Annotated in this window: 25 protein-coding genes; 20 read left to right on the top strand and 5 right to left on the bottom strand. The window is 66.9% G+C overall.

Annotation, left to right across the window (positions count from 1 at the left end):
* Positions 1 to 3: 3 nt before the first annotated feature.
* The 15 genes from QPK31_RS07530 to QPK31_RS07460 all read left to right on the top strand — a co-directional run bounded on the left by QPK31_RS07530 (position 4) and on the right by QPK31_RS07460 (position 13,693).
* Complete coding sequence (locus tag QPK31_RS07530; RefSeq protein ID WP_290422331.1) at positions 4 to 1,080, top strand: class I SAM-dependent methyltransferase; 1,077 nt, start codon at positions 4 to 6, stop codon at positions 1,078 to 1,080.
* Entirely contained in the window at positions 1,073 to 1,819 is a 747-nt protein-coding gene (locus tag QPK31_RS07525) for a glycosyltransferase family 2 protein (protein WP_290422609.1), read from the top strand. The genes QPK31_RS07530 and QPK31_RS07525 overlap by 8 nt, the downstream gene beginning before the upstream one ends.
* Positions 1,810 to 2,745 (top strand): acyltransferase, encoded by a 936-nt coding sequence (locus QPK31_RS07520; protein WP_290422330.1) that lies wholly within the window; start codon positions 1,810 to 1,812, stop codon positions 2,743 to 2,745. The genes QPK31_RS07525 and QPK31_RS07520 overlap by 10 nt, the downstream gene beginning before the upstream one ends.
* Positions 2,732 to 4,303 (top strand): histidine ammonia-lyase, encoded by a 1,572-nt coding sequence (gene hutH, locus QPK31_RS07515; protein ID WP_290422329.1) that lies wholly within the window; start codon positions 2,732 to 2,734, stop codon positions 4,301 to 4,303. Before QPK31_RS07520 ends, hutH begins: the two co-directional genes overlap by 14 nt.
* Positions 4,296 to 4,742 carry a thioesterase family protein gene (locus QPK31_RS07510; protein WP_290422328.1) on the top strand — a complete coding sequence of 149 codons (447 nt, stop codon included), beginning with the start codon at positions 4,296 to 4,298 and terminating at the stop codon, positions 4,740 to 4,742. Before hutH ends, QPK31_RS07510 begins: the two co-directional genes overlap by 8 nt.
* Entirely contained in the window at positions 4,739 to 5,341 is a 603-nt protein-coding gene (locus QPK31_RS07505) for an outer membrane lipoprotein carrier protein LolA (RefSeq protein ID WP_290422327.1), read from the top strand. The genes QPK31_RS07510 and QPK31_RS07505 overlap by 4 nt, the downstream gene beginning before the upstream one ends.
* Complete coding sequence (locus QPK31_RS07500) at positions 5,338 to 7,704, top strand: MMPL family transporter (RefSeq protein ID WP_290422326.1); 2,367 nt, start codon at positions 5,338 to 5,340, stop codon at positions 7,702 to 7,704. Before QPK31_RS07505 ends, QPK31_RS07500 begins: the two co-directional genes overlap by 4 nt.
* Positions 7,682 to 8,236, top strand: coding sequence for a DUF3261 domain-containing protein (locus QPK31_RS07495; protein WP_290422325.1), 555 nt, complete (start codon positions 7,682 to 7,684; stop codon positions 8,234 to 8,236). Before QPK31_RS07500 ends, QPK31_RS07495 begins: the two co-directional genes overlap by 23 nt.
* 8 nt (positions 8,237 to 8,244) lie before the next feature.
* A complete protein-coding gene (locus QPK31_RS07490; RefSeq protein ID WP_290422324.1) occupies positions 8,245 to 9,426 on the top strand; it encodes a beta-ketoacyl-ACP synthase in 1,182 nt (393 codons plus the stop codon).
* Complete coding sequence (locus tag QPK31_RS07485) at positions 9,423 to 9,890, top strand: 3-hydroxylacyl-ACP dehydratase (protein WP_290422323.1); 468 nt, start codon at positions 9,423 to 9,425, stop codon at positions 9,888 to 9,890. Before QPK31_RS07490 ends, QPK31_RS07485 begins: the two co-directional genes overlap by 4 nt.
* Complete coding sequence (fabG, locus tag QPK31_RS07480) at positions 9,887 to 10,621, top strand: 3-oxoacyl-ACP reductase FabG (RefSeq protein ID WP_290422322.1); 735 nt, start codon at positions 9,887 to 9,889, stop codon at positions 10,619 to 10,621. Before QPK31_RS07485 ends, fabG begins: the two co-directional genes overlap by 4 nt.
* Positions 10,618 to 11,847: a beta-ketoacyl-ACP synthase gene (locus QPK31_RS07475; protein WP_290422321.1), complete on the top strand. Its 1,230-nt coding sequence runs from the start codon at positions 10,618 to 10,620 to the stop codon at positions 11,845 to 11,847. The genes fabG and QPK31_RS07475 overlap by 4 nt, the downstream gene beginning before the upstream one ends.
* A 32-nt stretch (positions 11,848 to 11,879) precedes the next feature.
* On the top strand, positions 11,880 to 12,542 hold the full coding sequence (locus QPK31_RS07470; protein ID WP_290422320.1) for a hypothetical protein: 663 nt from the start codon (positions 11,880 to 11,882) through the stop codon (positions 12,540 to 12,542).
* An 82-nt stretch (positions 12,543 to 12,624) separates the two neighbouring features.
* Positions 12,625 to 13,065, top strand: coding sequence for an excinuclease ATPase subunit (locus QPK31_RS07465; RefSeq protein WP_290422319.1), 441 nt, complete (start codon positions 12,625 to 12,627; stop codon positions 13,063 to 13,065).
* A gap of 16 nt (positions 13,066 to 13,081) precedes the next feature.
* Positions 13,082 to 13,693, top strand: a complete 612-nt coding sequence (locus QPK31_RS07460; RefSeq protein WP_290422318.1) for a 4'-phosphopantetheinyl transferase superfamily protein — start codon at positions 13,082 to 13,084, stop codon at positions 13,691 to 13,693.
* A 40-nt stretch (positions 13,694 to 13,733) separates the two neighbouring features.
* Here the strand turns inward: QPK31_RS07460 and QPK31_RS07455 are convergent, their stop codons facing one another.
* Positions 13,734 to 14,531 (bottom strand): hypothetical protein, encoded by a 798-nt coding sequence (locus QPK31_RS07455; protein ID WP_290422317.1) that lies wholly within the window; start codon positions 14,529 to 14,531, stop codon positions 13,734 to 13,736.
* A gap of 120 nt (positions 14,532 to 14,651) precedes the next feature.
* On the bottom strand, positions 14,652 to 15,212 hold the full coding sequence (locus QPK31_RS07450) for a LuxR C-terminal-related transcriptional regulator (RefSeq protein WP_290422316.1): 561 nt from the start codon (positions 15,210 to 15,212) through the stop codon (positions 14,652 to 14,654).
* Between the two features lie 145 nt (positions 15,213 to 15,357).
* Between QPK31_RS07450 and QPK31_RS07445 the strand changes: the two genes are divergently transcribed.
* Positions 15,358 to 16,056, top strand: coding sequence for a CoA transferase subunit A (locus tag QPK31_RS07445; RefSeq protein ID WP_290422315.1), 699 nt, complete (start codon positions 15,358 to 15,360; stop codon positions 16,054 to 16,056).
* 17 nt (positions 16,057 to 16,073) lie between these two features.
* Positions 16,074 to 16,724: a 3-oxoacid CoA-transferase subunit B gene (locus QPK31_RS07440; RefSeq protein WP_290422314.1), complete on the top strand. Its 651-nt coding sequence runs from the start codon at positions 16,074 to 16,076 to the stop codon at positions 16,722 to 16,724.
* A gap of 338 nt (positions 16,725 to 17,062) precedes the next feature.
* Here QPK31_RS07440 and QPK31_RS07435 read toward each other — a convergent pair whose 3' ends face one another.
* Positions 17,063 to 18,331: a M56 family metallopeptidase gene (locus QPK31_RS07435; protein WP_290422313.1), complete on the bottom strand. Its 1,269-nt coding sequence runs from the start codon at positions 18,329 to 18,331 to the stop codon at positions 17,063 to 17,065.
* A complete protein-coding gene (locus tag QPK31_RS07430) occupies positions 18,328 to 18,711 on the bottom strand; it encodes a BlaI/MecI/CopY family transcriptional regulator (RefSeq protein ID WP_290422312.1) in 384 nt (127 codons plus the stop codon). Before QPK31_RS07430 ends, QPK31_RS07435 begins: the two co-directional genes overlap by 4 nt.
* A 154-nt stretch (positions 18,712 to 18,865) precedes the next feature.
* Between QPK31_RS07430 and QPK31_RS07425 the strand changes: the two genes are divergently transcribed.
* Positions 18,866 to 19,573: an SIMPL domain-containing protein gene (locus QPK31_RS07425; RefSeq protein ID WP_290422311.1), complete on the top strand. Its 708-nt coding sequence runs from the start codon at positions 18,866 to 18,868 to the stop codon at positions 19,571 to 19,573.
* A gap of 4 nt (positions 19,574 to 19,577) precedes the next feature.
* Here the strand turns inward: QPK31_RS07425 and QPK31_RS07420 are convergent, their stop codons facing one another.
* On the bottom strand, positions 19,578 to 20,897 hold the full coding sequence (locus tag QPK31_RS07420) for an amidohydrolase (RefSeq protein WP_374045790.1): 1,320 nt from the start codon (positions 20,895 to 20,897) through the stop codon (positions 19,578 to 19,580).
* Positions 20,898 to 21,196: 299 nt separating this feature from the next.
* Here QPK31_RS07420 and paoA point away from each other — a divergent pair, with 299 nt between their 5' ends.
* Both paoA and QPK31_RS07410 read left to right on the top strand, forming a co-directional pair.
* A complete protein-coding gene (gene paoA / locus QPK31_RS07415; RefSeq protein WP_374045795.1) occupies positions 21,197 to 21,868 on the top strand; it encodes an aldehyde dehydrogenase iron-sulfur subunit PaoA in 672 nt (223 codons plus the stop codon).
* Positions 21,865 to 22,818, top strand: coding sequence for a xanthine dehydrogenase family protein subunit M (locus tag QPK31_RS07410; RefSeq protein ID WP_290422310.1), 954 nt, complete (start codon positions 21,865 to 21,867; stop codon positions 22,816 to 22,818). The genes paoA and QPK31_RS07410 overlap by 4 nt, the downstream gene beginning before the upstream one ends.
* The last annotated feature ends 2 nt before the right edge of the window (positions 22,819 to 22,820 follow it).

The following is a 22,820-nucleotide window of genomic DNA, read 5'->3' as shown; positions in this document are numbered from 1 at the left end:
AGCATGTTGAACAAGAAGTTTTCGCCGGAGCGCCAGAGTGCCTTCGAAGCCCGTTTCGAAGCCCAGAAGATCGCCTATGGCCCGGTGGTGTTCCAGTGCGTGCGCTATGCCTGGAAGCGCGGCATGCTGCAAGCCATCGCCGATGCCGGCGAGGCGGGCCTCTCGGTCGACGAACTGGCCGCCACCGGCCAGTGGAGGCCCTATGTGCTGAAGGTGGTGCTGGAGACTTGCCTGTCCGCCGGCGTGGTCTTGCTCAATGACGGCCGCTACGCCCTCGACAAGGCCGGCTTTGTCGTCCTCACCGACCCGATCACGCAGGTGAACATCGATTTCAACCACGACGTCTGCTACGAGGCGATGTTCTCGCTCGAGCAGACCCTGGACGCGGAAAAGCCGCTGGGCCTGAAGGTCTTCGGCGAATGGCCGACTATTTATGAGGGCCTGGCGCAGCTGCCGGAACCGGCGCGCACCAGCTGGTTCGCCTTCGACCACTATTACTCGGACACCTCCTTCCCGGACATCCTGCCCGACGTCTTCGCCACCGCGCCGCGCCGCGTGATGGACATCGGCGCGAACACCGGCAAGTTCACGCTGGCCGCGCTCGCCGCCAACGACAATATCGAACTGCACCTGGTCGACTTGCCGGGCCAGCTGGCGGTGGCCGAGAAGAACCTGCAGGACGCCGGCCTGCGCGAACGTGCGACTCTGCACCCGACGAACCTGCTGGATAAAGCCGCCGCGCTGCCGGCGGACATGGATGTCATCTGGATGAGCCAGTTCCTGAGCTGCTTCTCGGAAGAGGCGATCGCCTCGATACTGGAACGTGCCGCCGCCGCCCTCGGCCCGCGCGGCCAGGTCCTGATCATGGACACCTTCTGGGACCGCCAGCGCTACGACATCGCGTCGTATTGCTTAATTAATACTTCGCCATACTTTAACAACCTCGCCAGCGGCAACAGCAAGGTGTACGAGAGCGACGACTACATCCGTCTGGCGAAAGCGGCCGGCCTGGAACTCGTCACCGCGCGCGACAACATCGGCTACTGCCATTCGCTGCTGCGCTTTGCCAAGGTTGCCTGACGTGTTCAAGCCCTGCGTCATCATCCCCGTCTACAACCACGAGCACGCGATCGGCAAGGTGCTGGCGCAAGTGCTGGCGCATGCGCTGCCCTGCATCCTGGTCGACGACGGCAGCTCGCCCGCCTGCGCGGCGGAGCTGGACCGCCTGGCGGCCCTGCATCCGCAGCAGGTGGTGCTGGAGCGCCATGCCGTCAACCAGGGCAAGGGCGGGGCGGTGCTGACCGGCTTTGCGCGCGCCGCACGCGATGGCTACAGCCACGTTCTGCAGGTCGACGCCGACGGCCAGCACGCGGTGTCCGACATCCCGCGTTTCCTGGAGGCCGCGCGCGCGCGGCCGCAGGCGGTGGTGGCCGGCTGCCCGGTCTACGACGAATCGGTTCCGGCGCTGCGCCTGTACGCGCGCTACCTGACCCACGTCTGGGTGTGGATCAACACGCTGTCGCTGGCGATCCGCGACTCGATGTGCGGCTTCCGCGTGTATCCGGTGGCGCCGGTGCTGGCCCTGGCGAAGCGCCGCCGCCTCGGCCTGCGCATGAACTTCGACATCGAGATCCTGGTGCGCCTGTACTGGGACGGCGTCGAGGTGGTGAACCTGCCCACGGAGGTCGGCTACCCGGAAGACGGCGTGTCCCACTTCCAGGCATGGACCGACAACGTCCTGATCACGCGCATGCACGTGGCCCTGTTCTTCGGCATGCTGCCGCGTATTCCCTCCTTGCTGGTGCGCAGATGGCGCTGAGTCGTCCACACGATTCGCGCCACTGGGCCGCCATCAACGAAGCCAGCTTCGTCGGCGGCATGCGCCTGCTGTTCTGGGTCTGCCGCGTGTTCGGCCGCTGGCCCTTCCGCGTGGTGCTGTATCCGGTGCTGGCCTGGTACGTGCTGACCCAGGCGCGCGCGCGCCGCGCTTCCTCGGCCTACCTGGCGCGCGTCGGCGCGCCGGGCGGCTTCATGGGCGTGCTGCGCCACTTCGGCGCCTTTGCCGAAGCCATCCTCGACAAGATGCTGCTCTGGGGCGGCCTGTACGACTTCGGGCAGGTGCGCATCCACGGCGCCGAGCCGCTCTGGAACATGATCCGGGAGCGCCGCGGCGCGCTGCTGGTGTGCGCGCACCTCGGCAACCTGGATTTGTGCCGCGCGCTGTCGCTGCGCACGCCGGGCTTGAGAATCAACGTGCTGGTGCACACGCGCCACGCCCAGGCCTTCAATGACATGCTGGCGAAGCTCGACCCGCGCAGCCAGCTGAACCTGATGCAGGTGACCGAGATGACGCCGGCCATGGCGATGACGCTGTCCGAGCGCATCGAGCGCGGCGAGTTCGTGGTGATTGCCGGCGACCGCGTGCCGGTGGCCGACAAGCCGCGCGTGGCAATCGCGCCTTTCCTCGGCCAGGACGCGGCTTTCCCGGTCGGCCCCTGGGTGATGGCCTCGGTGCTCGGCTGCCCGACCTACGCATTGTTCGCGAATGGCCACGAACTGCACTTCGAACTTCTGCGCGAGCGCGTGACGCTGCCGCGCCGCGGGCGCGAACAGGCGCTGGCCGAACTGGCCGCGCACTACGCCGCGCGCCTCGAACACCACGTCCGGCGCGCGCCGCTGGAGTGGTTCAACTTCTACGATTTTTGGCATTTACCCGGAACGGAACACGTCGATGCAGCTCACTGACCTCAACACCCCGCAGCGCACCGTGCGCTTCGACCGCGAGCGCCTGGCGCTGCAGGACATCGTCGACCTGGCGCGCGGCACGGCCCGCGCCGAACTCTCGAACGACCCGGCCTTCCGCGCCGCAATCGCGAAGGGCGCCGACTTCCTCGACCGCCTGCTGCGCGAGGACGGCGCCATCTACGGCGTGACCACGGGGTATGGCGACTCCTGCACCGTGGCCGTGCCGCTGTCGCTGGTGGCCGAGCTGCCGCACCACCTCTACACCTACCACGGCTGCGGCCTGGGCGCGGTCCTCACGCCGGCGCAGACGCGCGCGGTGATGGGTGCGCGCCTGGCTTCGCTGTCGAAAGGCTTTTCCGGCGTCAGCGTCGGCCTGCTGGAACAGATCGTGCGCCTGTTCGACGCCGGTTTGCTGCCGCTGATCCCGAGCGAAGGCTCGGTCGGCGCCAGCGGCGACCTCACGCCCCTGTCGTACCTGGCCGCCGTGCTGTGCGGCGAACGCGAAGTGCTGAGGGATGGCGTGCAGCTTCCTGCAGCGCAAGCGCTGCAGGAAGCGGGTATCGAACCCCTGCAACTGCGTCCGAAAGAGGGCCTGGCGATCATGAACGGCACCGCCGTGATGACCGGCCTGGCCTGCCTGGCCTGGGACCGTGCCGATTACCTGGCGCGCCTGGTCACGCGCATCACGGCGCTGGCCTCGTTTGCGCTGGACGGCAACGACCACCACTTCGACGAGACCCTGTTCTCGGTGAAGCCGCATGCCGGCATGCAGAATGTGGCCACCTGGCTGCGCCAGGACCTGGCGTATGCCGGCCAGCTGGAACGCAACGGCAAGCGCCTGCAGGACCGTTACTCGATCCGCTGCGCGCCGCACGTGATCGGCGTGCTGGCGGATGCGCTGCCGTTCTTCCGCGACGCCATCGAGAATGAACTGAACAGCGCCAACGACAACCCGATCATCGACGCCGAAGGCGAGCGCGTGCTGCATGGCGGCCACTTCTACGGCGGCCACATCGCCTTTGCCATGGACGGCATGAAGAACGCGGTGGCCAACCTGGCCGATCTGCTGGACCGCCAGATGGCGCTGCTGGTCGACGCGCGCTATAACCAAGGCTTGCCGGCCAACCTGTCGGGCATGACGGGCGAGCGCGCCGCCATCAACCACGGCCTGAAGGCGCTGCAGATCAGCGCCTCGGCCTGGACCGCGGAAGCCCTGAAGCTGACCATGCCGGCCTCGGTGTTCTCGCGCTCGACCGAATGCCATAACCAGGACAAGGTGAGCATGGGCACGATCGCCGCGCGCGATTGCCTGCGCGTGCTGGAACTGACCGAACAGGTCGCCGCCGCGCTGCTGGTGACGGTGCGCCAGGGCGTGTGGCTGCGCCAGCGCCTGGACACGCATGGAGAAACTGCGCGCACCTTGCCGGCGCCGCTGGCGCGCATGATGGACCTGCTCGGCCAGGACGTGGCGCCGGTGCTGGAAGACCGCCGCCTCGATCCGGAACTGACCCTGCTGCTGGGCCGCATCCGCGACCAGGCCTGGAGCCTGTATGCCTAAAAGTGCGCGACTGTCCAGGGAACCGAGCCGCTGGTGGGCCGAAGTCGAGATGGGTGTCCAGTTCTTCGACCTCGACCCGATGCAGATCGTCTGGCACGGTAACTACGTGAAATACCTGGAAGTGGCGCGCTGCGCGCTGCTCGACAAGATCGGCTACAACTACGAGCAGATGAAGGAATCCGGCTATGCCTGGCCGATCATCGAGATGAACCTGCGCTATGCCGGCCCGGCCACGTTCGGCCAGCGCCTGCTGCTGCGCGCCGAGATCGTCGAGTGGGAAAACCGCCTGCGCATCGACTATCTGATTTCGGACGCCGCCAGCGGCAAGCGCCTGAACCGCGCCACCACCACGCAAGTGGCGGTCGACGTCCACAGCGGCGAGATGTGCTTCGCCTCGCCCGCCATCCTGTTCGAGAAACTGGGAGTACCCGCACCATGAAACGCCTGTTCATCGCCGCCACCCTGGCCCTGGCCGCAACGACTGCACATGCCGCCGCACCGATCGCGAAAATCCAGGCCATGCTGGCCAAGCCCGAGCAACTGTGCGGCAGCTTCAGCCAGACCAAGCAGCTGGCCGGCATGAAGAAGCCGCTGGCCTCCAGCGGGCGCTTCTGCGTGGTGGCCGGCAAGGGCGTGCTGTGGCGCACCCTGAAACCTTTCCCGAACACGCTGCGCCTGAAGCGCGACGAGATCGTGCACTTGCAGGGCGAGCGCGTGGCGATGCGACTGGACGCGAGCCAGGAGCCGACCGTGCGCATGATCAACGGCGTGCTGTTCTCGCTGCTGGCCGGCGACCTGGGCCAGCTCGATTCGCTGTTCGAGGTCGACGGTACGGCCACGAACGACAGCTGGAAGGTGGCGCTGAAGGCGCGCAATGCGGCCCTGGCGCGCGCGGTCGGCGCCATCTCGCTCGAAGGCGGCGCCTATGTGCGCACCATCCACATGGCGGAAGAAAGCGGCGACCGCACCGACATCGTCTTCTCCGACATCAAGACCGGCGCCGGCGCGATGCTGCCGGAAGAGGCGGCGCTGCTGTGAAGCGTCAACACCGTCTTGCCGCGCTGTGGGCGCTGGTCGTCTGCCTGCTGCTCGGGCATAACGCCTGGCTGTGGCTGGGCCAGCGCATCGCGCCGGATACCGACATCCTGGCGCTGCTGCCGCTGGACGAACGCGACCCGGTGCTGCAGCAGTCGTTCACGCACATGGTCGACAGCGCCCAGCAGCGTGTGGTGGTGCTGGTCGGCGCCAAAGACTGGAATGACGCCGGCCGCGCCGCCGACGCTTACCGCAAGGTGCTGGCGCCGCACGGCGCATTGATTTCCTTCGACGCCATGGGCGACGAATCCCAGGCCAACTGGCTGTCCAGCCTGCAGCCGCATGCGGCCGTACTGATCGGCGCGGCCCAGGAAAAGGAACTGCGCGAGCAGCCGGCCCGCTTCTGGACCGAGTCCGCGCTGGCACGTTTGTACAGCGCTTTCTCCGGCCCCAAGCTGGGCGCCTTCCGCGACGACCCCTTCGGGCTGTTCGCCGGCTGGGCCCAGGAGCGCGCCGGCGAAACCCCGGTGCGCCCGCGCGACGGCCGGCTGTTCGTGGCGGGCGAGGGCCGCGAGTACGTGCTGCTGACCTACACCCTGAAACCCTCGGCCTTTTCGCTCGGCGCCCAGCAGAGCGTGGTGCCGCTGCTGGACGCGGCCAAGGCGGCGGCGCACGCCGCCGTCCCGTCGAGCGAGATCATCACCGCCGGCGTGATCCTGCACGCGGCCGCCGCCGGCGCCCAGGCCAGCCGCGAAGTGCACACCATCGGCGCCGGCTCGCTGGTCGGCATCGTCCTGCTGACCTGGCTGACCTTCCGCTCGGTCAAGCCGATCAGTCTGACCCTGCTGTCGATCGGCGTGGGTTTTCTCGGCGCGCTGTCGCTGTGCTGGCTGCTGTTCGGCCGCATTCATTTGCTGACCCTGGTGTTCGGCGCGAGCCTGATCGGCGTGGCCCAGGACTACGGCATCTACTTCCTGTGCCACCGTCTCGGCGCCGGCCGCGAAGTCGACTCCCCGGCGCTGCTGCGCCGCCTGCTCCCCGGCCTGGGCCTGACCCTGCTGGCCGCCGTGATCGGCTACCTGGGCCTGGCGCTCACGCCTTTCCCGGGCCTGCGCCACATGGCCGTGTTCTCGGCCCTGGGCCTGGTGTTCGCCTGGCTGACCGTGGTGTGCTGGTTCCCGGCGTTGATCAAGGCCGACACCCTGAAGCCGGGCTGGCTGGCGCGCCGTTACCGCGGCGCGATCCTGCGCTGGCCGCGTTTCTCGATGACGCCGCGCAGCCTGGTGCTGGTGGCGCTGCTGGCCGTGTTCGCGGTGGCTGGCTGGTCGCGCCTGAAGACGAACGACGATATCCGCTCGCTGCAATCCTCGCCGCCGCAACTGGTGAGCGACCAGATCAAGCTCGGCAAGCTGCTCGACGCCCCCAGCCCGGTGCAATACTACCTGGTGCGCGGCGCCACGACCGAGGACGTGCTGCAGCGCGAGGAAGCGCTGAAGCGGCGCCTCGATGTCCTGATTGGCCAGGACCACATCGCCGGCTACCAGGCGCTGTCGAACTGGGTGCCCTCGAAGCAGACCCAGGGCGCGCGCCTGGCGCTGGTCGACGACAAGCTGCTGGGCGACGCCGGCCCGCTGGCCGTGCTGGCGCACGAGATCGGCGAAGACCCGGACTGGGTGGCGCAAACCCGCGCGCACCTGAAACGATCGGCCCAGCCGGTGGCGCTGGACGCCTTCATGCGCACCCCGGCCAGCCAGCCCTGGCGCCATTTGTGGCTGGGCGAAGTCGAAGGCGTCCACGCCAGCATCGTCGCGCTGCGCGGCATGCGCTACGCCTCGATCCCGGTGCTGGCAAGGGCGAGCGAGGGCCTGACGGGTGTGCAGTGGGTCGACAAGGTCGGCGGCATCTCCTCGGTGCTGGGCCGCTACCGCGCCGACATGGGCTGGGTGGTGCTGGGCGCCTACCTGGTCGTGTTCCTGGTGCTGCTGCCGCGCTATCGCGGCCGCACCTGGCGGGTGCTGGCGCCGACCGCGCTGGCCAGCGTGCTGACCGTTGCCGCCATCGGCCTGCTGGGCCAGGGCCTGATGCTGTTCCACGTGCTGGCGCTGATGCTGCTGCTGGGCGTGGGTGTCGACTATGGCATCTTCATGCAGGAAGAACATGCCGATGCCGGGGATGCGCCCTGGCTCGCCGTCGGCCTGTCCGCCGCCAGCGCCATCCTGTCGTTCGGCCTGCTGGGCCTGAGCGGCACGCCGGCGCTGCAGGCCTTTGGCATGACCATGCTGGTCGGGACCGCGCTGGTCTGGCTGGCGGCCCCTTGTTTTACGCTGAAAAAGGAAACCATCCATGCGACGCCTGTCCTCGTTTAAGACGGCCGCACTGCTTGCCGCCGGGCTGACCCTGGCGGGTTGCGCGACGAAGCAGGAAGGCCCCGCACGCCTCGGCCTGCGCCTGGCGCCCGCCGCGCTGGGCGAGACCATCAGCGTGCAGCAGCACCTGACGGTGCAGCGCGCCGGCAAGACCAACGACCTCGACGCCGCGCTCGAAGTCGATGCGAATAAAGTCAGCCTGGTCGGCCTGGCGCTCGGCATGCGCGTGCTGAGCCTGGAATACGACGGCCGTGAGCTGACCGAATGGCGCCACGCCATGCTGCCGGCCCAGGTGCGCGCCGCCGACGTGCTCGAAGACGTGCAGCTGACCCTGTGGCCGGTGGCCGAGATCGCGCGCGTGCTGCCGGCCGGCTGGACGGTCGAGGAAGCGGGCCTGCGCCGCACGCTGCGCCTGAACGGCGACACCGTGGCCACGATCACCTATAGCGGCCTGCCGCGCTGGCAGGGCACCGCGGTGCTGGACAACCAGCGCTACCAATACAAGCTGACCATCGTGTCGGCGAGCGAGTGAGAACCGACATGCTTTACCTGAACGACTGCGCCCTGGTGTGCGCGCTGGGCGAGGACCGCGCGGCGATCAAGCGCCGCCTGCTGGACGACGCCAGCTCCGGCCTGCGCCTGTCCGACGCCTGCTCGCCCGGCCGCCCGCTGCCGCTGGGCCAGGCCGACGCCGCGCTGCCCGACCTGTCCCATCTGCCGCTGCCACTGCGCAGCCGTAACAACGCGCTGGCCCTGGCGGCGCTGGCCCAGATCCGTCCGGCGGTCGACGCCGCGGTCGCGCGCTACGGCGCCGGGCGCGTGGGCGTGATCATCGGCACCAGCACCTCGGGCGTCGGCGCCACCGAAGCCGCATTGGCCGCGCACCTGGACAGCGGCGCGCTGCCGGACGACTTCCATTACGGCCAGCAGGAGATGGTGTCGCCGGCGGCGCTGCTGGCGCGCGAACTCGGCGCCACCGGCCCGGCTTATGTGCACTCGAGCGCCTGCTCGTCGAGCGCCAAGGCCATGGCCAGCGCCGCGCGCCTGATCCGCATGGGCCTGGTCGATGCCGTGCTCACCGGCGGCGTCGACACCTTGTGCGGCTTCACGGTGGCCGGCTTCAGCGCGCTGGAATCGGTGAGCGAGGTGCAGTGCAATCCGCTCGGCGCCAGCCGCAAGGGCATCAACCTGGGCGAGGGCGCCGCGCTGTTCCTGATGACGAAGGAGCCGGCGGCGGTCGCCCTGTGCGGCTGGGGCGAGTCGTCGGACGGCCACCACATGTCGGCGCCGGACCCGCAGGGCGGCGGCGCGCGCATCGCCATGAGCGAAGCCTTGCGCCGCGCCGGCATCGAAGCGCACCAGGTCGACTACATCAACCTGCACGGCACCGCGACGGTGCAGAACGACGCGATGGAGTCGCGCGCCGTGGCCGAACTGTTCGGCCACGAGGTGGCGGTGAGTTCGACCAAGCCGTTTACCGGCCACACCCTGGGTGCGGCGGGCGCGGTAGAGGCGGCTTTCTGCTGGCTCGCCATGCTGGACGATAACCCGGAGGGCAAGCTGCCGCCGCACCTGTGGGATGGCGCGGCCGATCCGGCGCTGCCCAAGTTAAACGTGGCCGCGCCGGGCGCGCGCCTGGGCCGCCCGATCCGCTACGCACTGAGCAATTCCTTCGCCTTCGGCGGCTCGAACGCGACCCTGGTCTTCGGGAGGCCGGCATGAACGCGCCCGACATCCACAGCCTGGTCCCGCACAGCGGCGCCATGTCGCTGCTCGACCGCTTCGTCGCCGCCGACGAGGACAACCTGACGGCGCAGGTGACGATCCGGCCCGACACCATGTTCCTGCTTGACGGCGCGGTCGGCGCCTGGGTCGGCGTCGAATACATGGCGCAGGCGGTGGCCGCGCATGCGGGTTACGCAGCCACCCGGCGCGGCGAGCCGGTGCGCGTCGGCTTCCTGCTCGGCACGCGGCGCTATGCCTGCGCGGTGCCGGCCTTTGCGCTGGGCAGCGTGCTGACGGTCCATGTGCACCGCGCGCTGCAGGGCGAGAACGGCCTGGGCGCCTTCGATTGCCGTATCGAGGACATCGGCGAAGACGGCGGCGTCAGGGAAGTGGCCACGGCCACGATCACCGTCTTCCAACCAGATAATGTTGAAGAGTTTTTGCAACGGAGTGCAGAATGAACAGTAAGGACAAGAGTGTGCTGGTGACCGGCTCGTCGCGCGGCATCGGCAAGGCCATCGCCCAGCGCCTGGCGCGCGACGGCTACACGGTGGTCGTGCATTGCCGCAGCCGCCGCGAGGAGGCCGATGCGGTCGCCGCCGGCATCCAGGCCGATGGCGGGCAGGCGCGCGTGCTGCAGTTCGATATCGCCGAACGCGATGCGACGAGCGCCGCGCTGCTGGCCGACGTCGAGGCCCACGGCTGCTATTACGGCGTGGTGGCGAACGCCGGCGTGGCGCGCGATACCGCCTTTCCGGCCATGAGCGGCGAGGAATGGGACCAGGTGCTGGGCACGAATCTCGACGGCTTCTTCAACGTGCTGAATCCGCTGGTGATGCCGATGGTCCAGCGCCGCAAGCCGGGCCGCATCGTGACCATGGCCTCGGTGTCGGGTCTGGTCGGCAACCGCGGCCAGGTGAACTACAGCGCGGCCAAGGCCGGCATCATCGGCGCCACCAAGGCGCTGGCGCTGGAGCTGGCGAAGCGCAACATCACGGTCAACTGCGTGGCGCCGGGCCTGATCGAGACCGACATGATCGGCGAGGTGCCGATGGAAGAAGCGCTGAAGATGATCCCGGCGCGCCGCGTCGGCCGTCCGCACGAAGTGGCGGCGGCGGTCAGCTACCTGATGTCGGAAGACGCGGGCTACGTCACGCGCCAGGTGCTGTCGGTGAACGGAGGCCTGGCATGAACCGCCGCGTCGTCGTCACCGGCATGGCCGGCATCAGCCCGCTCGGCAACGATTGGGCCAGCGTACGCGAGCGTTTGGGCGCGTACCGGAACGCGATCGTGCGCATGGAAGACTGGGCCGATTACGAAGGCCTGAACACGCGTCTGGGCGCGCCGGCCATGCCGTTCGAGCTGTCCAGCCGCTTCAACCGCAAGACCACGCGCAGCATGGGCCGCGTGGCGCTGCTGGCCACGCGCGCCAGCGAACTGGCGCTGCAGGATGCGGGCCTGCTCGATCATCCTATCCTGTCCAGCGGCCAGGTCGGCGTGTCCTTCGGTTCCTCGGCCGGTACCCCGAGCGCCATCGGCGACTTCGGCCGCATGATGGAAGAGCGCACCACGCGCGGCATCAATGCCACCACCTACATCAAGATGATGGCGCACACGGCGCCGGTGAACATCGGGGTGTTCTTCGGCGTGACCGGGCGCGTGTTCACGACCTCGTCGGCCTGCACCTCGGGCAGCCAGGGCATCGGTTACGCCTATGAAGCGATCAAGAGCGGCAAGCAGGTGGCCATGATCGCCGGCGGCGCCGAGGAGTTGTGCGCTACCGAGGCGGCGGTGTTCGACACCCTGTTCGCCACCAGCACCTGCAACGACACGCCCGAGACCACGCCGCGTCCCTTCGACCGCGCGCGCGACGGCCTGGTGATCGGCGAAGGCGCCGGCTGCCTGATCCTCGAGGAATACGAACACGCGCTGGCGCGCGGCGCCACCATCTACGCCGAACTGGTGGGCTTCGGCACCAACAGCGACGGCACCCACGTGACCCAGCCGAACGCCGCCACCATGAAGGTGGCGATGGAGCTGGCCTTGCAGGATGCGAACCTGGCGCCGGAGGCGATCGGCTACGTGAATGCGCACGGCACCGCCACCCAGCAGGGCGACCTTGCCGAGAGCCAGGCCACGCACGAACTGTTCGGCAGCCGCATGCCGATCAGCTCCCTGAAGAGCTACATGGGCCATACCCTGGGCGCCTGCGGCGCGCTCGAGGCCTGGTTCAGCATCGAGATGATGCGCGAGGGCTGGTTCGCGCCGACGCTGAACCTGAACGAAGTCGACCCCGAGTGCGGGGAACTCGATTACATCCGGGGCGAGGGACGGCGCCTCGATTGCGAGTACGTCATGTCGAACAATTTTGCGTTCGGCGGCATCAATACCTCCCTGATTTTCAAGAAATACCGCTGATACTTAACTTCTTACTACCTGATCCCCAGACCATGAACAGATCGAAAATCGCCGGACTTGTGTTGATTGCCCTGTCCCTTACCTCAATTAGCGCCTGCAAAACGAAACCGGTTACGCCAGCATATTCATTGCAAGCCTTTCCCGCGGTCGGTACTACCTCGACTGCCGAGGTAGGCGAGGAGCTGATCGAGCAAGGCGATGCTGCAATTGTCGACGCACTGATCCTGCGCAATGATGTCACGATGGGCGACATGACATTCAAGCAGGGCACTTATCCATTGGCCGTCTCCACCGACGACCATCAACTGTTCAACCGCGTCAATGTGCTTCGGCGCAATAAACTTTCCAGTCGTGGGAAGTTGTTCCTTTTTGCTCGCAATGGATCGAGTAAACAATTGTGTGCGAGCCGTTCTGTCTGCGCCGAAGCTGATTTTTCGCTCGGACAGACCACCGCTTTCTCGCGTGCAAGACCACGTCAAGTGCTGGTCTATAACGGCAAAATCGCCGACAAGGTAACGCTGGGCTACCGCGAGTTCATCAAGAGCGCAGGCAAGGCGACCTCAAGTAACGACGTCAGCTATGACCTGACCGAATCGACTTCGCTCAGCTATAAGGGTGCCCGTATTGAAGTGATCAGTGCGACGAATACGGACATCACTTACCGGGTCCTCGCCGGATTCGATGGGCTTCAGTAAAGCCGCTCTGTTCATCATGCAGCAAGGTCGGCGGCGCGTGAGCATCGCCATTTTCAAGATGTTCAATAAAAAGGAAATAACAATGAAAAAAGTTGCTTTATCCATCATCGTGATCGCCGCCATCGGCAGCATCCTCCCGGCCCAGGCCCGCGACACCAAGCTGATGATGCCGCTGGACGCCGCCATGGCCGACAACGACGCCCAGTCGCGCCTGGGCGACGACGTCAAGTTCTACTTCGGCAAGCAGAAGACCCCGGCGGTCCTGAAGAAGCTGGGTACCGACCAGACCAGCCAGAAGACCAATTCCTTCGGCAAGTCGCCCGAGAAGTCGTGCAACTGGGCCTTCCTGTCGGCCATGCTGCGCCTGAAGGCGCGCGCGCAGGAACTCGGCGCGAATGCCGTGGTGAACATCGTCAGCAACTACAAGAACGTCGAGTATTCGAGCGAAACCGAGTTCGAGTGCCACGACGGCGCGATGATGACCGGCGTGGCGCTGAAGGCCGACTTCGTCAAGCTCAAGTAAGCAGCAGGAAGCAGCCATGGCGACGACAGAAACGCTGCTGTGGCTGGCCGATACGGCGCCGCTGGGCGAGGACTGGTTCGCGGCCGGCGCCGCCTGGCTGAACGAGGCCGAGCGCCTGCGCCATGCGCGCTTCGTGCGCGCCGAGCGGCGGCGCCAGTTCGTCGCCGGCCGCGTGCTGCTGCGCAGGGCGCTGGGCGAACTGCTGGGCGTCGCGCCGCGCGAGGTGATGCTCGATGAACGGCCCGGCAATGCGCCGGCGCTGGCCTTTCCGCCTCAGCCCGGCCTTGGCCTGAGCATTTCCCACAGCGGCCAGTGGGTCGCCTGCGCGGTCAGCCTGTCCGGGCCGGTTGGGCTGGACATCGAACGCATCGCTCCCGGGCGCGACGTGCTCGCGATTGCCGCCCAGGCCTTTGGGGATGAGCCGGCAGAGCGCTTGCGGGCGCTGGGTCCGGCCGCGCGCGTGCCCGCCTTTTACCAAATGTGGTGCCGCCACGAGGCCCATATCAAGCTGGGCTGCGAAGCCACCCACGATCTCTTCCACGAATTGCCGGGATTGGCGCTGGTGCTGAGCAGTACCCGGGCCCTGGATGTGCAACCGGCCATGATGAACATGGCCGGCGTCGACTAGCCGCCACGCAGGCGGCCCGCATGCCACTCCAATCCTGGAGTCAGTCCACTCCGAAATCGAAGTAGCTGTTGGTGTTCTGCGAGAAGAAGCCGGCGGTGCGCATTTCGCCGGTGTACAGCACCAGCGCGTATTCGCCTTTCTGCAGCGGCGCCGACGGCTTCACCGAGTACAGGACGAAGCCGTCGCGCGCGCCCGACTGGTCGGCCAAGGCTTCGCTGCTGACCGGAACAACACGGCTCTTGTTGATGCCGCTGGTGTAGGACATGTAGCCGCCGCCGGTCATGACTTCGCGGGTGCCGTTGTTACGCACGGCGAAATTGGCCAGGGTCAGGTAGTCCGGCGCCTGGGCATTGCGCGGCACCGAGATGATGAATTCCGGCGTGCCGGCCAGGCGGCGCTGGGCGGCGCTGCCGCTCAGGGTGGCATAGGTGGCCATGCCGCCGAAGCCGAGCGCGCGGGCGGCGCTGCGCGACTGCGCGATGCGGTACTGCATGATGCTCGGCTGGCCGTCGACGACCACGGTCACTTCTTCCGGGTTGTAGCCCGATGCGGCCTTGGCGGCAGGCGCGGCGCCGCCGGTCTTCTTCGCGTCGCCGGCCTGCAGCATGGCCTTCAGCACGTTGGGCGTGGCGCCCTTGGCCTTCAGCGCGATCAGGGCATTGGCCGAGGTGTCGAAACGTGCCTGGCCATTGTTGATCGCTTGCAGCACGACTTCTTCCGGCATGCCGGCGTCGAGCAATTTGACGACGTCGGTGTTGGTGATCGGGGCCGCCAGCGCTGCGCCTGCCAGCAGGGGGCTGGCGAGAAGGGCCACGAGAAGCCGGTTGAATCGTTTCATGAAGCTGCTCCAAGAGTATTGTTAAGACGAAATATTGTCCAGGAGCATCAGTTTAGTTTCTTTTCTCGCAATAGGCAATCTGTCAATGACAGATCTTGCTTGCAGCTTGGGCGAGAGGTGTCAGCGCGCCACGCCGACCAGCTTGTGCACCAGTTCCGACGAGGTGGAGGCGGCGAACTTGCGCATCAGTTTCGCCCGGTGCATTTCCACCGTGCGTGGGCTGAGGTCGGTTTCGCGCGCGATCACCTTGCTGGTCTTGCCTTCGACGAGGAGGGCGGCGATTTCGCGTTCGCGCGGCGTGAGTTCGGCGGTGACGGGGCGCTTCTCGCTTACGTCCTCGAAGGTCCATACACCGGCGCCGAGCGGCTCGGCCGGGTTCAGCGAGCGCCCGGTCACGTGGCACCAGAACAATTCTCCATCGCCGCGGCGCATGATGCGCTCGTCGGAATAGCGTCCGCGCGCATTCATGATCGGCACGATGCGGTCGCCGGTGCGCAGGAATTCATCCATGGTGGGGTAGAGCACGGCGAAGGATTGGCCGTCGAGCTGGCCTTGCGCGTAGCCGAACATCGATGCCAGCGCCACGTTGCCGGACTGGATCACACGGTTCACCGAAATGCACATGCCGACCGGGGCATGCTGGAAAATCATTTCGTAATCAATGGCGTATGATGAATTCATCTGATGCAGGTCGACTGGGAAGGGAGTTCCGCGCGAGGCGGTATTTCTACGGTATTGTGCTTTGCGCAAGCGTATTTTATGCTGGCTCGCTCTACTCTGCAGGACATAAAGAGCTTTCCGGGCTTAACTCATAAAAGGGACGGGTATGAACAAAGTGTATCCAGACGCGGTGTCGGCGCTGGCCGGCGTCGTGCAAGACGGCCAGATGATCGCTGTCGGCGGCTTCGGCCTGTGCGGCATTCCCGAGGCGCTGATCGCGGCGCTGCGCGATTCGGGCGTGAAGGGATTGACCGCGGTTTCCAACAACGCCGGCGTGGATGGCTTCGGCCTCGGCCAGCTGCTGGAAACGCGCCAGATCAAGAAAATGATCGCCTCCTATGTGGGCGAAAACAAGGAATTCGCGCGCCAGTTCCTGGCCGGCGAACTCGAACTCGAATTCACCCCGCAAGGCACGCTGGCCGAGAAGCTGCGCGCGGGCGGCGCCGGCATCCCGGCCTTCTTCACGAAAACCGGCTACGGCACCATCGTTGCCGACGGCAAGGAAACGCGCGAATTCGATGGCGAACAGTATGTGATGGAGCGCTCGCTGGTGCCGGACGTCTCGCTGGTGAAAGCCTGGAAGGCCGACAAGGCCGGCAACCTGGTGTTCCGCAAGACCGCGCGCAACTTCAATCCGAACGTGGCCACGGCGGGCAAGGTCTGCATCGCGGAAGTCGAGGAACTGGTCGAGATCGGCGAGATCGACCCGGACCAGGTGCACACCCCGAGCATCTTCGTACACCGCATCGTCCACAATCCGACGCCGGAAAAGCGCATCGAACAGCGCACCGTGCGCGCCAACTAATTATTCGGAGACAGAACATGGCATGGACTCGTGATGAAATGGCCGCGCGCGCAGCGAAGGAACTGCAGGACGGCTTTTATGTGAACCTGGGTATCGGCTTGCCGACCCTTGTCGCCAACTACGTACCGAACGATATCGAAGTCTTCCTGCAATCGGAAAACGGCTTGCTCGGCATCGGCCCCTTCCCAACGGACGATGCGGTGGACGCTGACCTGATCAACGCCGGCAAGCAAACCGTCACGGCGCTGCCGGGCGCTGCCTACTTCAGCTCGGCGGATTCCTTCGGCATGATCCGCGGCGGCAAGATCAACCTGGCCATCCTGGGCGCGATGCAGGTCTCGGAAGGCGGCGACCTGGCGAACTGGATGATCCCCGGCAAGATGGTGAAGGGCATGGGCGGCGCGATGGACCTGGTGGCCGGCGTCAAGCGCGTGGTCGTGGTGATGGAACACGTCGCCACCGCCAAGGACGGCACGACCTCGCACAAGATCCTCAAGAAATGCGATTTGCCGCTGACCGGCGTGGGCGTGGTCGACCGCATCATTACCGACCTGGGCGTGATCGACGTCACCGGCACCGGGCTGAAGCTGGTCGAGCTGGCGCCGGGTGTCAGCAAGGAAGACGTGCTGGCGGCGACCGGGGCGGAGCTGGACGTGTCGGCGGTGTAATCCTTCGTCGCGTTGAATGAAGAGGGCGCTGACATATCAGCGCCCTTTGTCGTTTACTGCGGCTGTGCGCGCATTATCGAGGTACGACCGGATTCGCTCGCGGTAACGTACGGTGGGCACCCCGTGCCCACGCGGTTACGTGTGCATCCATCGTTCGCTGCCGCGACGATTCGCTCCGCGGCGCCAACCATGATGGAGACGTTGGCGACACGCTCCTGACACGCCGGCAACCTGCGTCAATCTCGATACGACAAGCGGCAACAATGATCATCGTTCCGCGTGGGCACGGGGTGCCCACCCTACGAACGGCGCAACCAATGGCGAACAATCGCGGTTCTCTACTCCAGCGACCACACATACTGCACCGGCGCCCACGCCGCCTTCGGCTTGCCGTTCACCGTTGCCGGCGTAAAGGTGCACTTGGCAATCGCCACGCGCGCCGCTTCGTCGAGCGACGCATCCCCGCTCGACTTCATCACCTTCGAGTCCTGCACGCTGCCATCGGTCTCGACCTTGAACTGCAAGGTCACTGTGCCCTGGAGCCGCTTGGCCAGCGCGTCGGCCGGGTACTGCGGCTTGGCGCAGCTGCTGAACTGGGCGAGCGGCGGGGTGGTGACGGCGTCGGCCGCGCTGTCGGCCACCGGCGCCTGCGCGCAGCCGACCAGCAGGGTGGCGCTCAGGCCCAGCACGGGAAGCGCCGCCTTCCAGTTCAGTGCCTGCATATCGGGCGTGGGACGGACCAGTCGTTTGATGCGTTGCATGAGATCTCCTCCATTGGCCGCCATGGCCAGCTTGTTGTTGGAGAACTGGAGTTTTTCCAGTTCGGAAAGCGCCAGGGCAAGGCGCCGCGGTTCGCCGATCTGGCGCGCAGCCAGGTCGTCGGCAATGTGTTCGCGCTCGACGCGGATGCGGTGCGAGATCCACCACACGGCCGGGTGGTAGAACAGCAGGGTCTCGATCACGCTCTGCACCAGGTTGACCAGGTAGTCGCAGCGGCGCACATGCGCCAGTTCGTGCGCCAGCAAGGCTTCCAGCAATTGCGGCGGCATGCCCGACGCCAGGGCCGCCGGCACCAGCACCACCGGCTTCCACCAGCCGGCCGTGACCGGGCTGGCCAGGCCATCGACGATGCGCAAGCGCACCGCACGGCCAATGCCGACGCCGCGCGCAAGCAGGTCCAGGCGCGCCTGCCACTGCGCATTGCCGGCCTCGCGCCGCGCCGCCCGCCCGATCCACACCAGGCCGAGCACCATGCGCAGGGCCAGCGCCGCCGCGCAGAAAGCCCAGGCGCCGACCACCCAGGACAACTTGCCCTGCAAGGTGTCGAACCAGCCGTCGGCCTGCACCGTGCCGCCGGCCATCCAGTGGCCGAGGGGCAGGGCGGCGGCGCCGGCATCCGCGCCATGCGACAGGCGCAGCACCAGCGTGGCGGCCGGCCACAACAGGCAGAGCAGCAGGCCGCCGCAGGCCACCAGGTAGCGCGATTCGGCGCGCGCGTTGCGCAGGGCGAGCAGCAGCAGCGCGGTTGCGCAGCCGATCAGCGCGCCCTGCCAGAGAAAGTCGAGCAGCACCCAGCCGAGCTGGGATACCAGGGTCTGCAGCGTCATTCCTTGTCCTCCTTCAGCAGCTTCTCGATCTCGGCGCGTTCCTTTTTCGAGATGCCGCTTTTCAGCGCGGCCAGCACCAGGGCCTTGGCCGAACCGGCAAAGGCGCGCTGCACCAGGTCTTTCAGCAAATTGGTCTGCAGCGAATCCTGCGGCTGGGCCGGCGCGTACACGTGCGAACGCTCGCTTTCGTCGCGTATCAGGAGGCCCTTGGTGTGCATGATCTGCATCAGGCGCAGCACGGTGGCGTAGGTGACGTCGGGGCGGTTCTTCTGCATGCTTTCATGCACTTGGCGCGCGGTGGCGGCGCCCAGCGGCCACAGTACCTGCAGGAGATCGAGTTCGGCCGCGGTCGGCTTGGGGAGATCGGACGGGGTGGGCATGGCGCTTCCTTGGTAACGGGACGCTTCCAGAATAGCTTGTCTAGAAATTCTTGTCTATGTGATTTGAATCGTGCTTTGAATGCTTCTCGAAATATGTAGACATCGATGTCTACATTGGCCTATGCTGGCAGCACTTGACCACCCTGGAGACCCCATGCTGACACGCCTTGCCCTCGCCGTTGCCATCGCCACGCTGCCGCTCGCCGCCGCCGCATCGCCCCTGCCGGGCTATCCTTTCGTGCACGTGAGCGCCGACGCTTCCGTGTACCGCGTGCCCGACATCGGCGCCATCGACTTCGAGATCCTGGTGGCCGGCGCCGACCCGCAAGCCGCGCGCACGACGGTCGAGACCCGCATCGCCGAGGTGCGCGCGCTGCTGCAGGCGCAGGGCGTGTCTTTGGAGGACATGGAAACGCGCGACGTGCGCAAGGAGCAGCAGAAGGACGCGCCGCCGGACGCGCCCGTGTACGAGCTGCGCTCCAGCGTGCACATCAACATGCGCGATCTGTCGAAGTGGGCCGCCGTGGTCGCGCCCCTGCTCGACATGCCGAACCTGGGCAGCTTCGCCACCTCTTTTGACTCCAGCACGCGCGAGGAAGTCGAGGCCGAGCTGATGGCGAACGCCTTGCGCGAAGCGCGCCGCCGCGCCGAGATCATCGCCAAGGGCGCGCGCCGCAAGCTCGGCGCCGTCACGGCCGTCACGCCGGCCGGGGTGAAGAACGTCGGCTATGCAATGGGCCTGCTGCGCGAGGATTTCAGTTCGCGCCGCGGCGCCAGCGCGAACGTGACGAGGAGCGACTTCCTCGCCATCGAAGCGCTGAAGCTGATGCAGCCGGTCGACGTGGTGTTCAGGCTCGAATAAGGCCTCAGCGCTTCAGCACATTCAGCACCGCCAGGCTCATCGCCTGCGCGGCGGTCTTGATCGACGGTTCCGGCACCGGCGCGTAGAACGGCGAGTGGTTGAAGGCGATCGGCTTGCCGCCTTCGCGCGCCGCTTCGGCCACGTCTTTGGCGTCGTACACGCCGGTGAAGAAGAACACCGACGGCACGCCCTGGTCGACGAACTGGGAAAAGTCTTCGCTGGCGGTCATGGCCGGCATGCGCTGGGCATTGGCGTCGCCGAAGGCATCCTTGAACACGGGCTCCAATTGCTGCACCAGCGCCTCGCTGTTGACAATCGCCGTGCCGCCCGGGATCAGCTCCACTTGCGGCGCCGGCGCATTCGCCATCGCGGCCGAGGCCAGGGCGATGCGCTTCACGCCGTCGAGCAGTTTGGCGCGCACTTGCGGGCTGTAGGAGCGGATGGTGCCGCGCACCTGCACGCTGTCGGGGATGATGTTGCCGACCGTGCCGCCGTTGATGGCGCCAATCGTCACCACGCCGAACTCCTTCGGGTCCTTTTCGCGGCTGACCACGGTCTGCACGTCGGTGACGAAACGCGCAGCGATGGCGATCGGGTCGACCGCCTTGTCCGGCGCCGACCCGTGGCCGCCGCGGCCCTTGAACACGATCTCGATCGCATCCGAGTTCGACGACACGGCGCCGACGTTGTAGCCGACCGTGCCGTGGGCCAGCGGCCAGGAGTGCAGGGCGAACGCATAATCCGGTTTGCCGAAGCGCGTGAACAGGCCGTCGGCCAGCATCGCCTTTGCGCCCGACACGGTTTCCTCGGCCGGCTGGGCCACGAACATCAGCGTGCCGCTCCACTCCGACTTCATGTTCACCAGCGTGCGCGCCGTGGCCAGCCAGGAGGTCATGTGGATGTCGTGGCCGCAGCTGTGGGCGGTGAAGCTTTCGCGCCCTTCGCTGGTCGCTTTCGCGCGGCTGGCATAGGGCAGGCCGGACTTTTCTTCCATCGGCAGGCCATCGAGCTCGGTACGCACCATCACGGTCGGGCCGGCGCCGTTCTTGTAGATCGCCACGACACCGGTCTTGCCGACCTTTTCCGTCACCGTGAAGCCGAGCTTGCGCATTTCGGCCGCCAGCTTGCCGGCGGTGCGGGTTTCCTGGAACGCCAGTTCCGGGTGCGCGTGCAAGTCCTTGTAGACGCCTTCCAACGCGGGCCAGGCCTTGTCGACGCTGGCGGCGACCTGGGTTTTCAGTGACGTAGGGAGCTGGGCCTGGGCGGTGAGCGAAAAGCTGAGTGCGGCGGCGAGCGCAGCGGCGTGGGGCAGGCGAGGGATCACGGTGATTTCCTTATCGATGGAAACGGCTGAGGTTTCCAAAATGATACATCTTCCGTGTACGGAATGAACAGAAGTGACGAAAAGTCTACCGTGCCGCGTACCAGCAAGAATGTCTTTAATATAAGTGCCGTTGCTGCGCTGCCGCAGGCCGCGGCACGTCAATACCCACCCATAGCCCGGAAGGACCGACATGGACGACTCCATCGAAACAAACATCGCGCGCCGCAACGTGCTCAAGACCGGTGCGCTGGCGGCCACCGCCAGCGCCGGGCCCCTGGGCGCCATTGCCCCCACCCCCCCTGCGGGGGGCGCCGGCACGCCCCCAGCGCCGGCGGGCGCGCCGGTCACCTCCCACGTCAGCCTGCGCGGCCCCCGCCAGCGCCGTGCCCCTGGGCGCCATTGCCCAGACCCCGCATGCGGGCGGCGCCGGCACGCCCGCTGCGCCGGCGGGCGCGCCGGTCACCTCGAAAGTGAGCCTGCGCGTGAACGGCAAGCAGCACGAACTGACCGTCGACACCCGCACCTCGCTGCTCGACGTGCTGCGCGAGAATTTGCACCTGACCGGCACCAAGAAGGGCTGCGACCAGGGCCAGTGCGGCGCCTGCACCGTCATCCTCGACGGCCGCCGCATCAATTCCTGCCTCAGCCTGGCCATCATGCACGACGGCTCGGAAGTGACGACCATCGAAGGCCTGGGCCAGCCCGGCAAGCTGCATCCGATGCAGGCCGCGTTCGTGAAGCACGACGGCTACCAGTGCGGCTACTGTACCCCGGGGCAGATCTGTTCGGCCGTGTCGGTGCTGGACGAGATCCGGAAGGGCGTCCCGAGCCACGTGACGGCCGACCTGAACCAGAAACCGCTGCTGTCCATCGACGAGATCCGCGAGCGCATGAGCGGCAACATCTGCCGCTGTGGCGCCTACTCGAACATAGTCGATGCCATCACTGAAGTCGCAGGAGGAAAAGCATGAGGGCCTTTACCTACCAGCGCGTAAGCACCCCGGCCGAAGCCGCGCAGGCCGCCGAACGCCATCCGGGTTCGCGCTTCATCGCCGGCGGCACCAATCTGCTCGACCTGATGAAGCTCGAGATCGAAACCCCGACCCACCTGATCGACGTGAACCACCTCGGCCTGGACAAGATCGAGGCCACGAAAGAGGGCGGCCTGCGCATCGGCGCCCAGGTACTGAACGTCGACCTGGCCAGCGACGCGCGCGTCCGCCGCGACTACGCCGTGCTGTCGCGCGCGCTGCTGGCCGGCGCCTCGGCCCAGCTGCGCAACAAGGCCACCACCGCCGGCAACCTGCTGCAGCGTACCCGCTGTCCCTATTTCTACGACACCGCCCAGCCCTGCAACAAGCGCGTGCCGGGCAGCGGCTGCTCGGCCATCGGCGGCTATACCCGGAATCACGCCATCGTCGGCCACAGCGAGGCCTGCATCGCGACCCACCCGAGCGACATGGCGGTGGCCATGCAGCTGCTCGACGCCGGCGTCGAAACCGTGCGCGCCGACGGCAGCATGCGCACCATCCCGATCGCCGATTTCTATCGCCTGCCGGGCAATACGCCGCACATCGAGAACACGCTCGCGGCCGGTGAACTGATCACGGCCGTGACCCTGCCGCGTCCACTCGGTGGGCGTCACTTCTACCGCAAGGTGCGCGACCGCGCGTCCTACGCCTTTGCCCTGGTGTCGGTGGCCGCCGTCGTGCAGCCGGACGGCAGCGGCCGCGTGGCGCTGGGCGGCGTTGCCCACCGGCCGTGGCGCGTGCCTGAAGCCGACGGCCGCATGGCGAGCGGCGCGAATGCCGTCGTCGAACGCCTGCTGGCCGGCGCCAAGCCGACCGCCGACAATGCCTTCAAGGTCACCCTGGTCCAGCGCACCCTGGAATCCGTGCTGGCGGAAGCGAAGAAAGGATAACC

The organism is Massilia sp. YIM B02769, assembly GCF_030411995.1.
Taxonomy (GTDB): Bacteria; Pseudomonadota; Gammaproteobacteria; order Burkholderiales; family Burkholderiaceae_D; genus Telluria.
Note: the sequence above shows the minus strand (reverse complement) of the source record. Positions and strands in the feature narration are given on the sequence as shown.

What these genes read in the sequence shown, in the direction of transcription:
- QPK31_RS07410 (WP_290422310.1), top strand. Translation starts at nt 21,865, where the DNA reads ATGAGGGCCTTTACCTACCAGCGCGTAAGCACCCCGGCCGAAGCCGCG.
- QPK31_RS07505 (WP_290422327.1), top strand. Translation starts at nt 4,739, where the DNA reads ATGAAACGCCTGTTCATCGCCGCCACCCTGGCCCTGGCCGCAACGACT.
- QPK31_RS07430 (WP_290422312.1), bottom strand. Translation starts at nt 18,711, where the DNA reads ATGCCCACCCCGTCCGATCTCCCCAAGCCGACCGCGGCCGAACTCGAT.
- QPK31_RS07460 (WP_290422318.1), top strand. Translation starts at nt 13,082, where the DNA reads ATGGCGACGACAGAAACGCTGCTGTGGCTGGCCGATACGGCGCCGCTG.
- QPK31_RS07530 (WP_290422331.1), top strand. Translation starts at nt 4, where the DNA reads ATGTTGAACAAGAAGTTTTCGCCGGAGCGCCAGAGTGCCTTCGAAGCC.
- hutH (WP_290422329.1), top strand. Translation starts at nt 2,732, where the DNA reads ATGCAGCTCACTGACCTCAACACCCCGCAGCGCACCGTGCGCTTCGAC.
- QPK31_RS07465 (WP_290422319.1), top strand. Translation starts at nt 12,625, where the DNA reads ATGAAAAAAGTTGCTTTATCCATCATCGTGATCGCCGCCATCGGCAGC.
- QPK31_RS07490 (WP_290422324.1), top strand. Translation starts at nt 8,245, where the DNA reads ATGCTTTACCTGAACGACTGCGCCCTGGTGTGCGCGCTGGGCGAGGAC.
- QPK31_RS07450 (WP_290422316.1), bottom strand. Translation starts at nt 15,212, where the DNA reads ATGAATTCATCATACGCCATTGATTACGAAATGATTTTCCAGCATGCC.
- QPK31_RS07475 (WP_290422321.1), top strand. Translation starts at nt 10,618, where the DNA reads ATGAACCGCCGCGTCGTCGTCACCGGCATGGCCGGCATCAGCCCGCTC.
- QPK31_RS07495 (WP_290422325.1), top strand. Translation starts at nt 7,682, where the DNA reads ATGCGACGCCTGTCCTCGTTTAAGACGGCCGCACTGCTTGCCGCCGGG.
- QPK31_RS07470 (WP_290422320.1), top strand. Translation starts at nt 11,880, where the DNA reads ATGAACAGATCGAAAATCGCCGGACTTGTGTTGATTGCCCTGTCCCTT.
- QPK31_RS07485 (WP_290422323.1), top strand. Translation starts at nt 9,423, where the DNA reads ATGAACGCGCCCGACATCCACAGCCTGGTCCCGCACAGCGGCGCCATG.
- fabG (WP_290422322.1), top strand. Translation starts at nt 9,887, where the DNA reads ATGAACAGTAAGGACAAGAGTGTGCTGGTGACCGGCTCGTCGCGCGGC.
- QPK31_RS07445 (WP_290422315.1), top strand. Translation starts at nt 15,358, where the DNA reads ATGAACAAAGTGTATCCAGACGCGGTGTCGGCGCTGGCCGGCGTCGTG.
- QPK31_RS07510 (WP_290422328.1), top strand. Translation starts at nt 4,296, where the DNA reads ATGCCTAAAAGTGCGCGACTGTCCAGGGAACCGAGCCGCTGGTGGGCC.
- QPK31_RS07455 (WP_290422317.1), bottom strand. Translation starts at nt 14,531, where the DNA reads ATGAAACGATTCAACCGGCTTCTCGTGGCCCTTCTCGCCAGCCCCCTG.
- QPK31_RS07435 (WP_290422313.1), bottom strand. Translation starts at nt 18,331, where the DNA reads ATGACGCTGCAGACCCTGGTATCCCAGCTCGGCTGGGTGCTGCTCGAC.
- QPK31_RS07520 (WP_290422330.1), top strand. Translation starts at nt 1,810, where the DNA reads ATGGCGCTGAGTCGTCCACACGATTCGCGCCACTGGGCCGCCATCAAC.
- QPK31_RS07425 (WP_290422311.1), top strand. Translation starts at nt 18,866, where the DNA reads ATGCTGACACGCCTTGCCCTCGCCGTTGCCATCGCCACGCTGCCGCTC.
- QPK31_RS07440 (WP_290422314.1), top strand. Translation starts at nt 16,074, where the DNA reads ATGGCATGGACTCGTGATGAAATGGCCGCGCGCGCAGCGAAGGAACTG.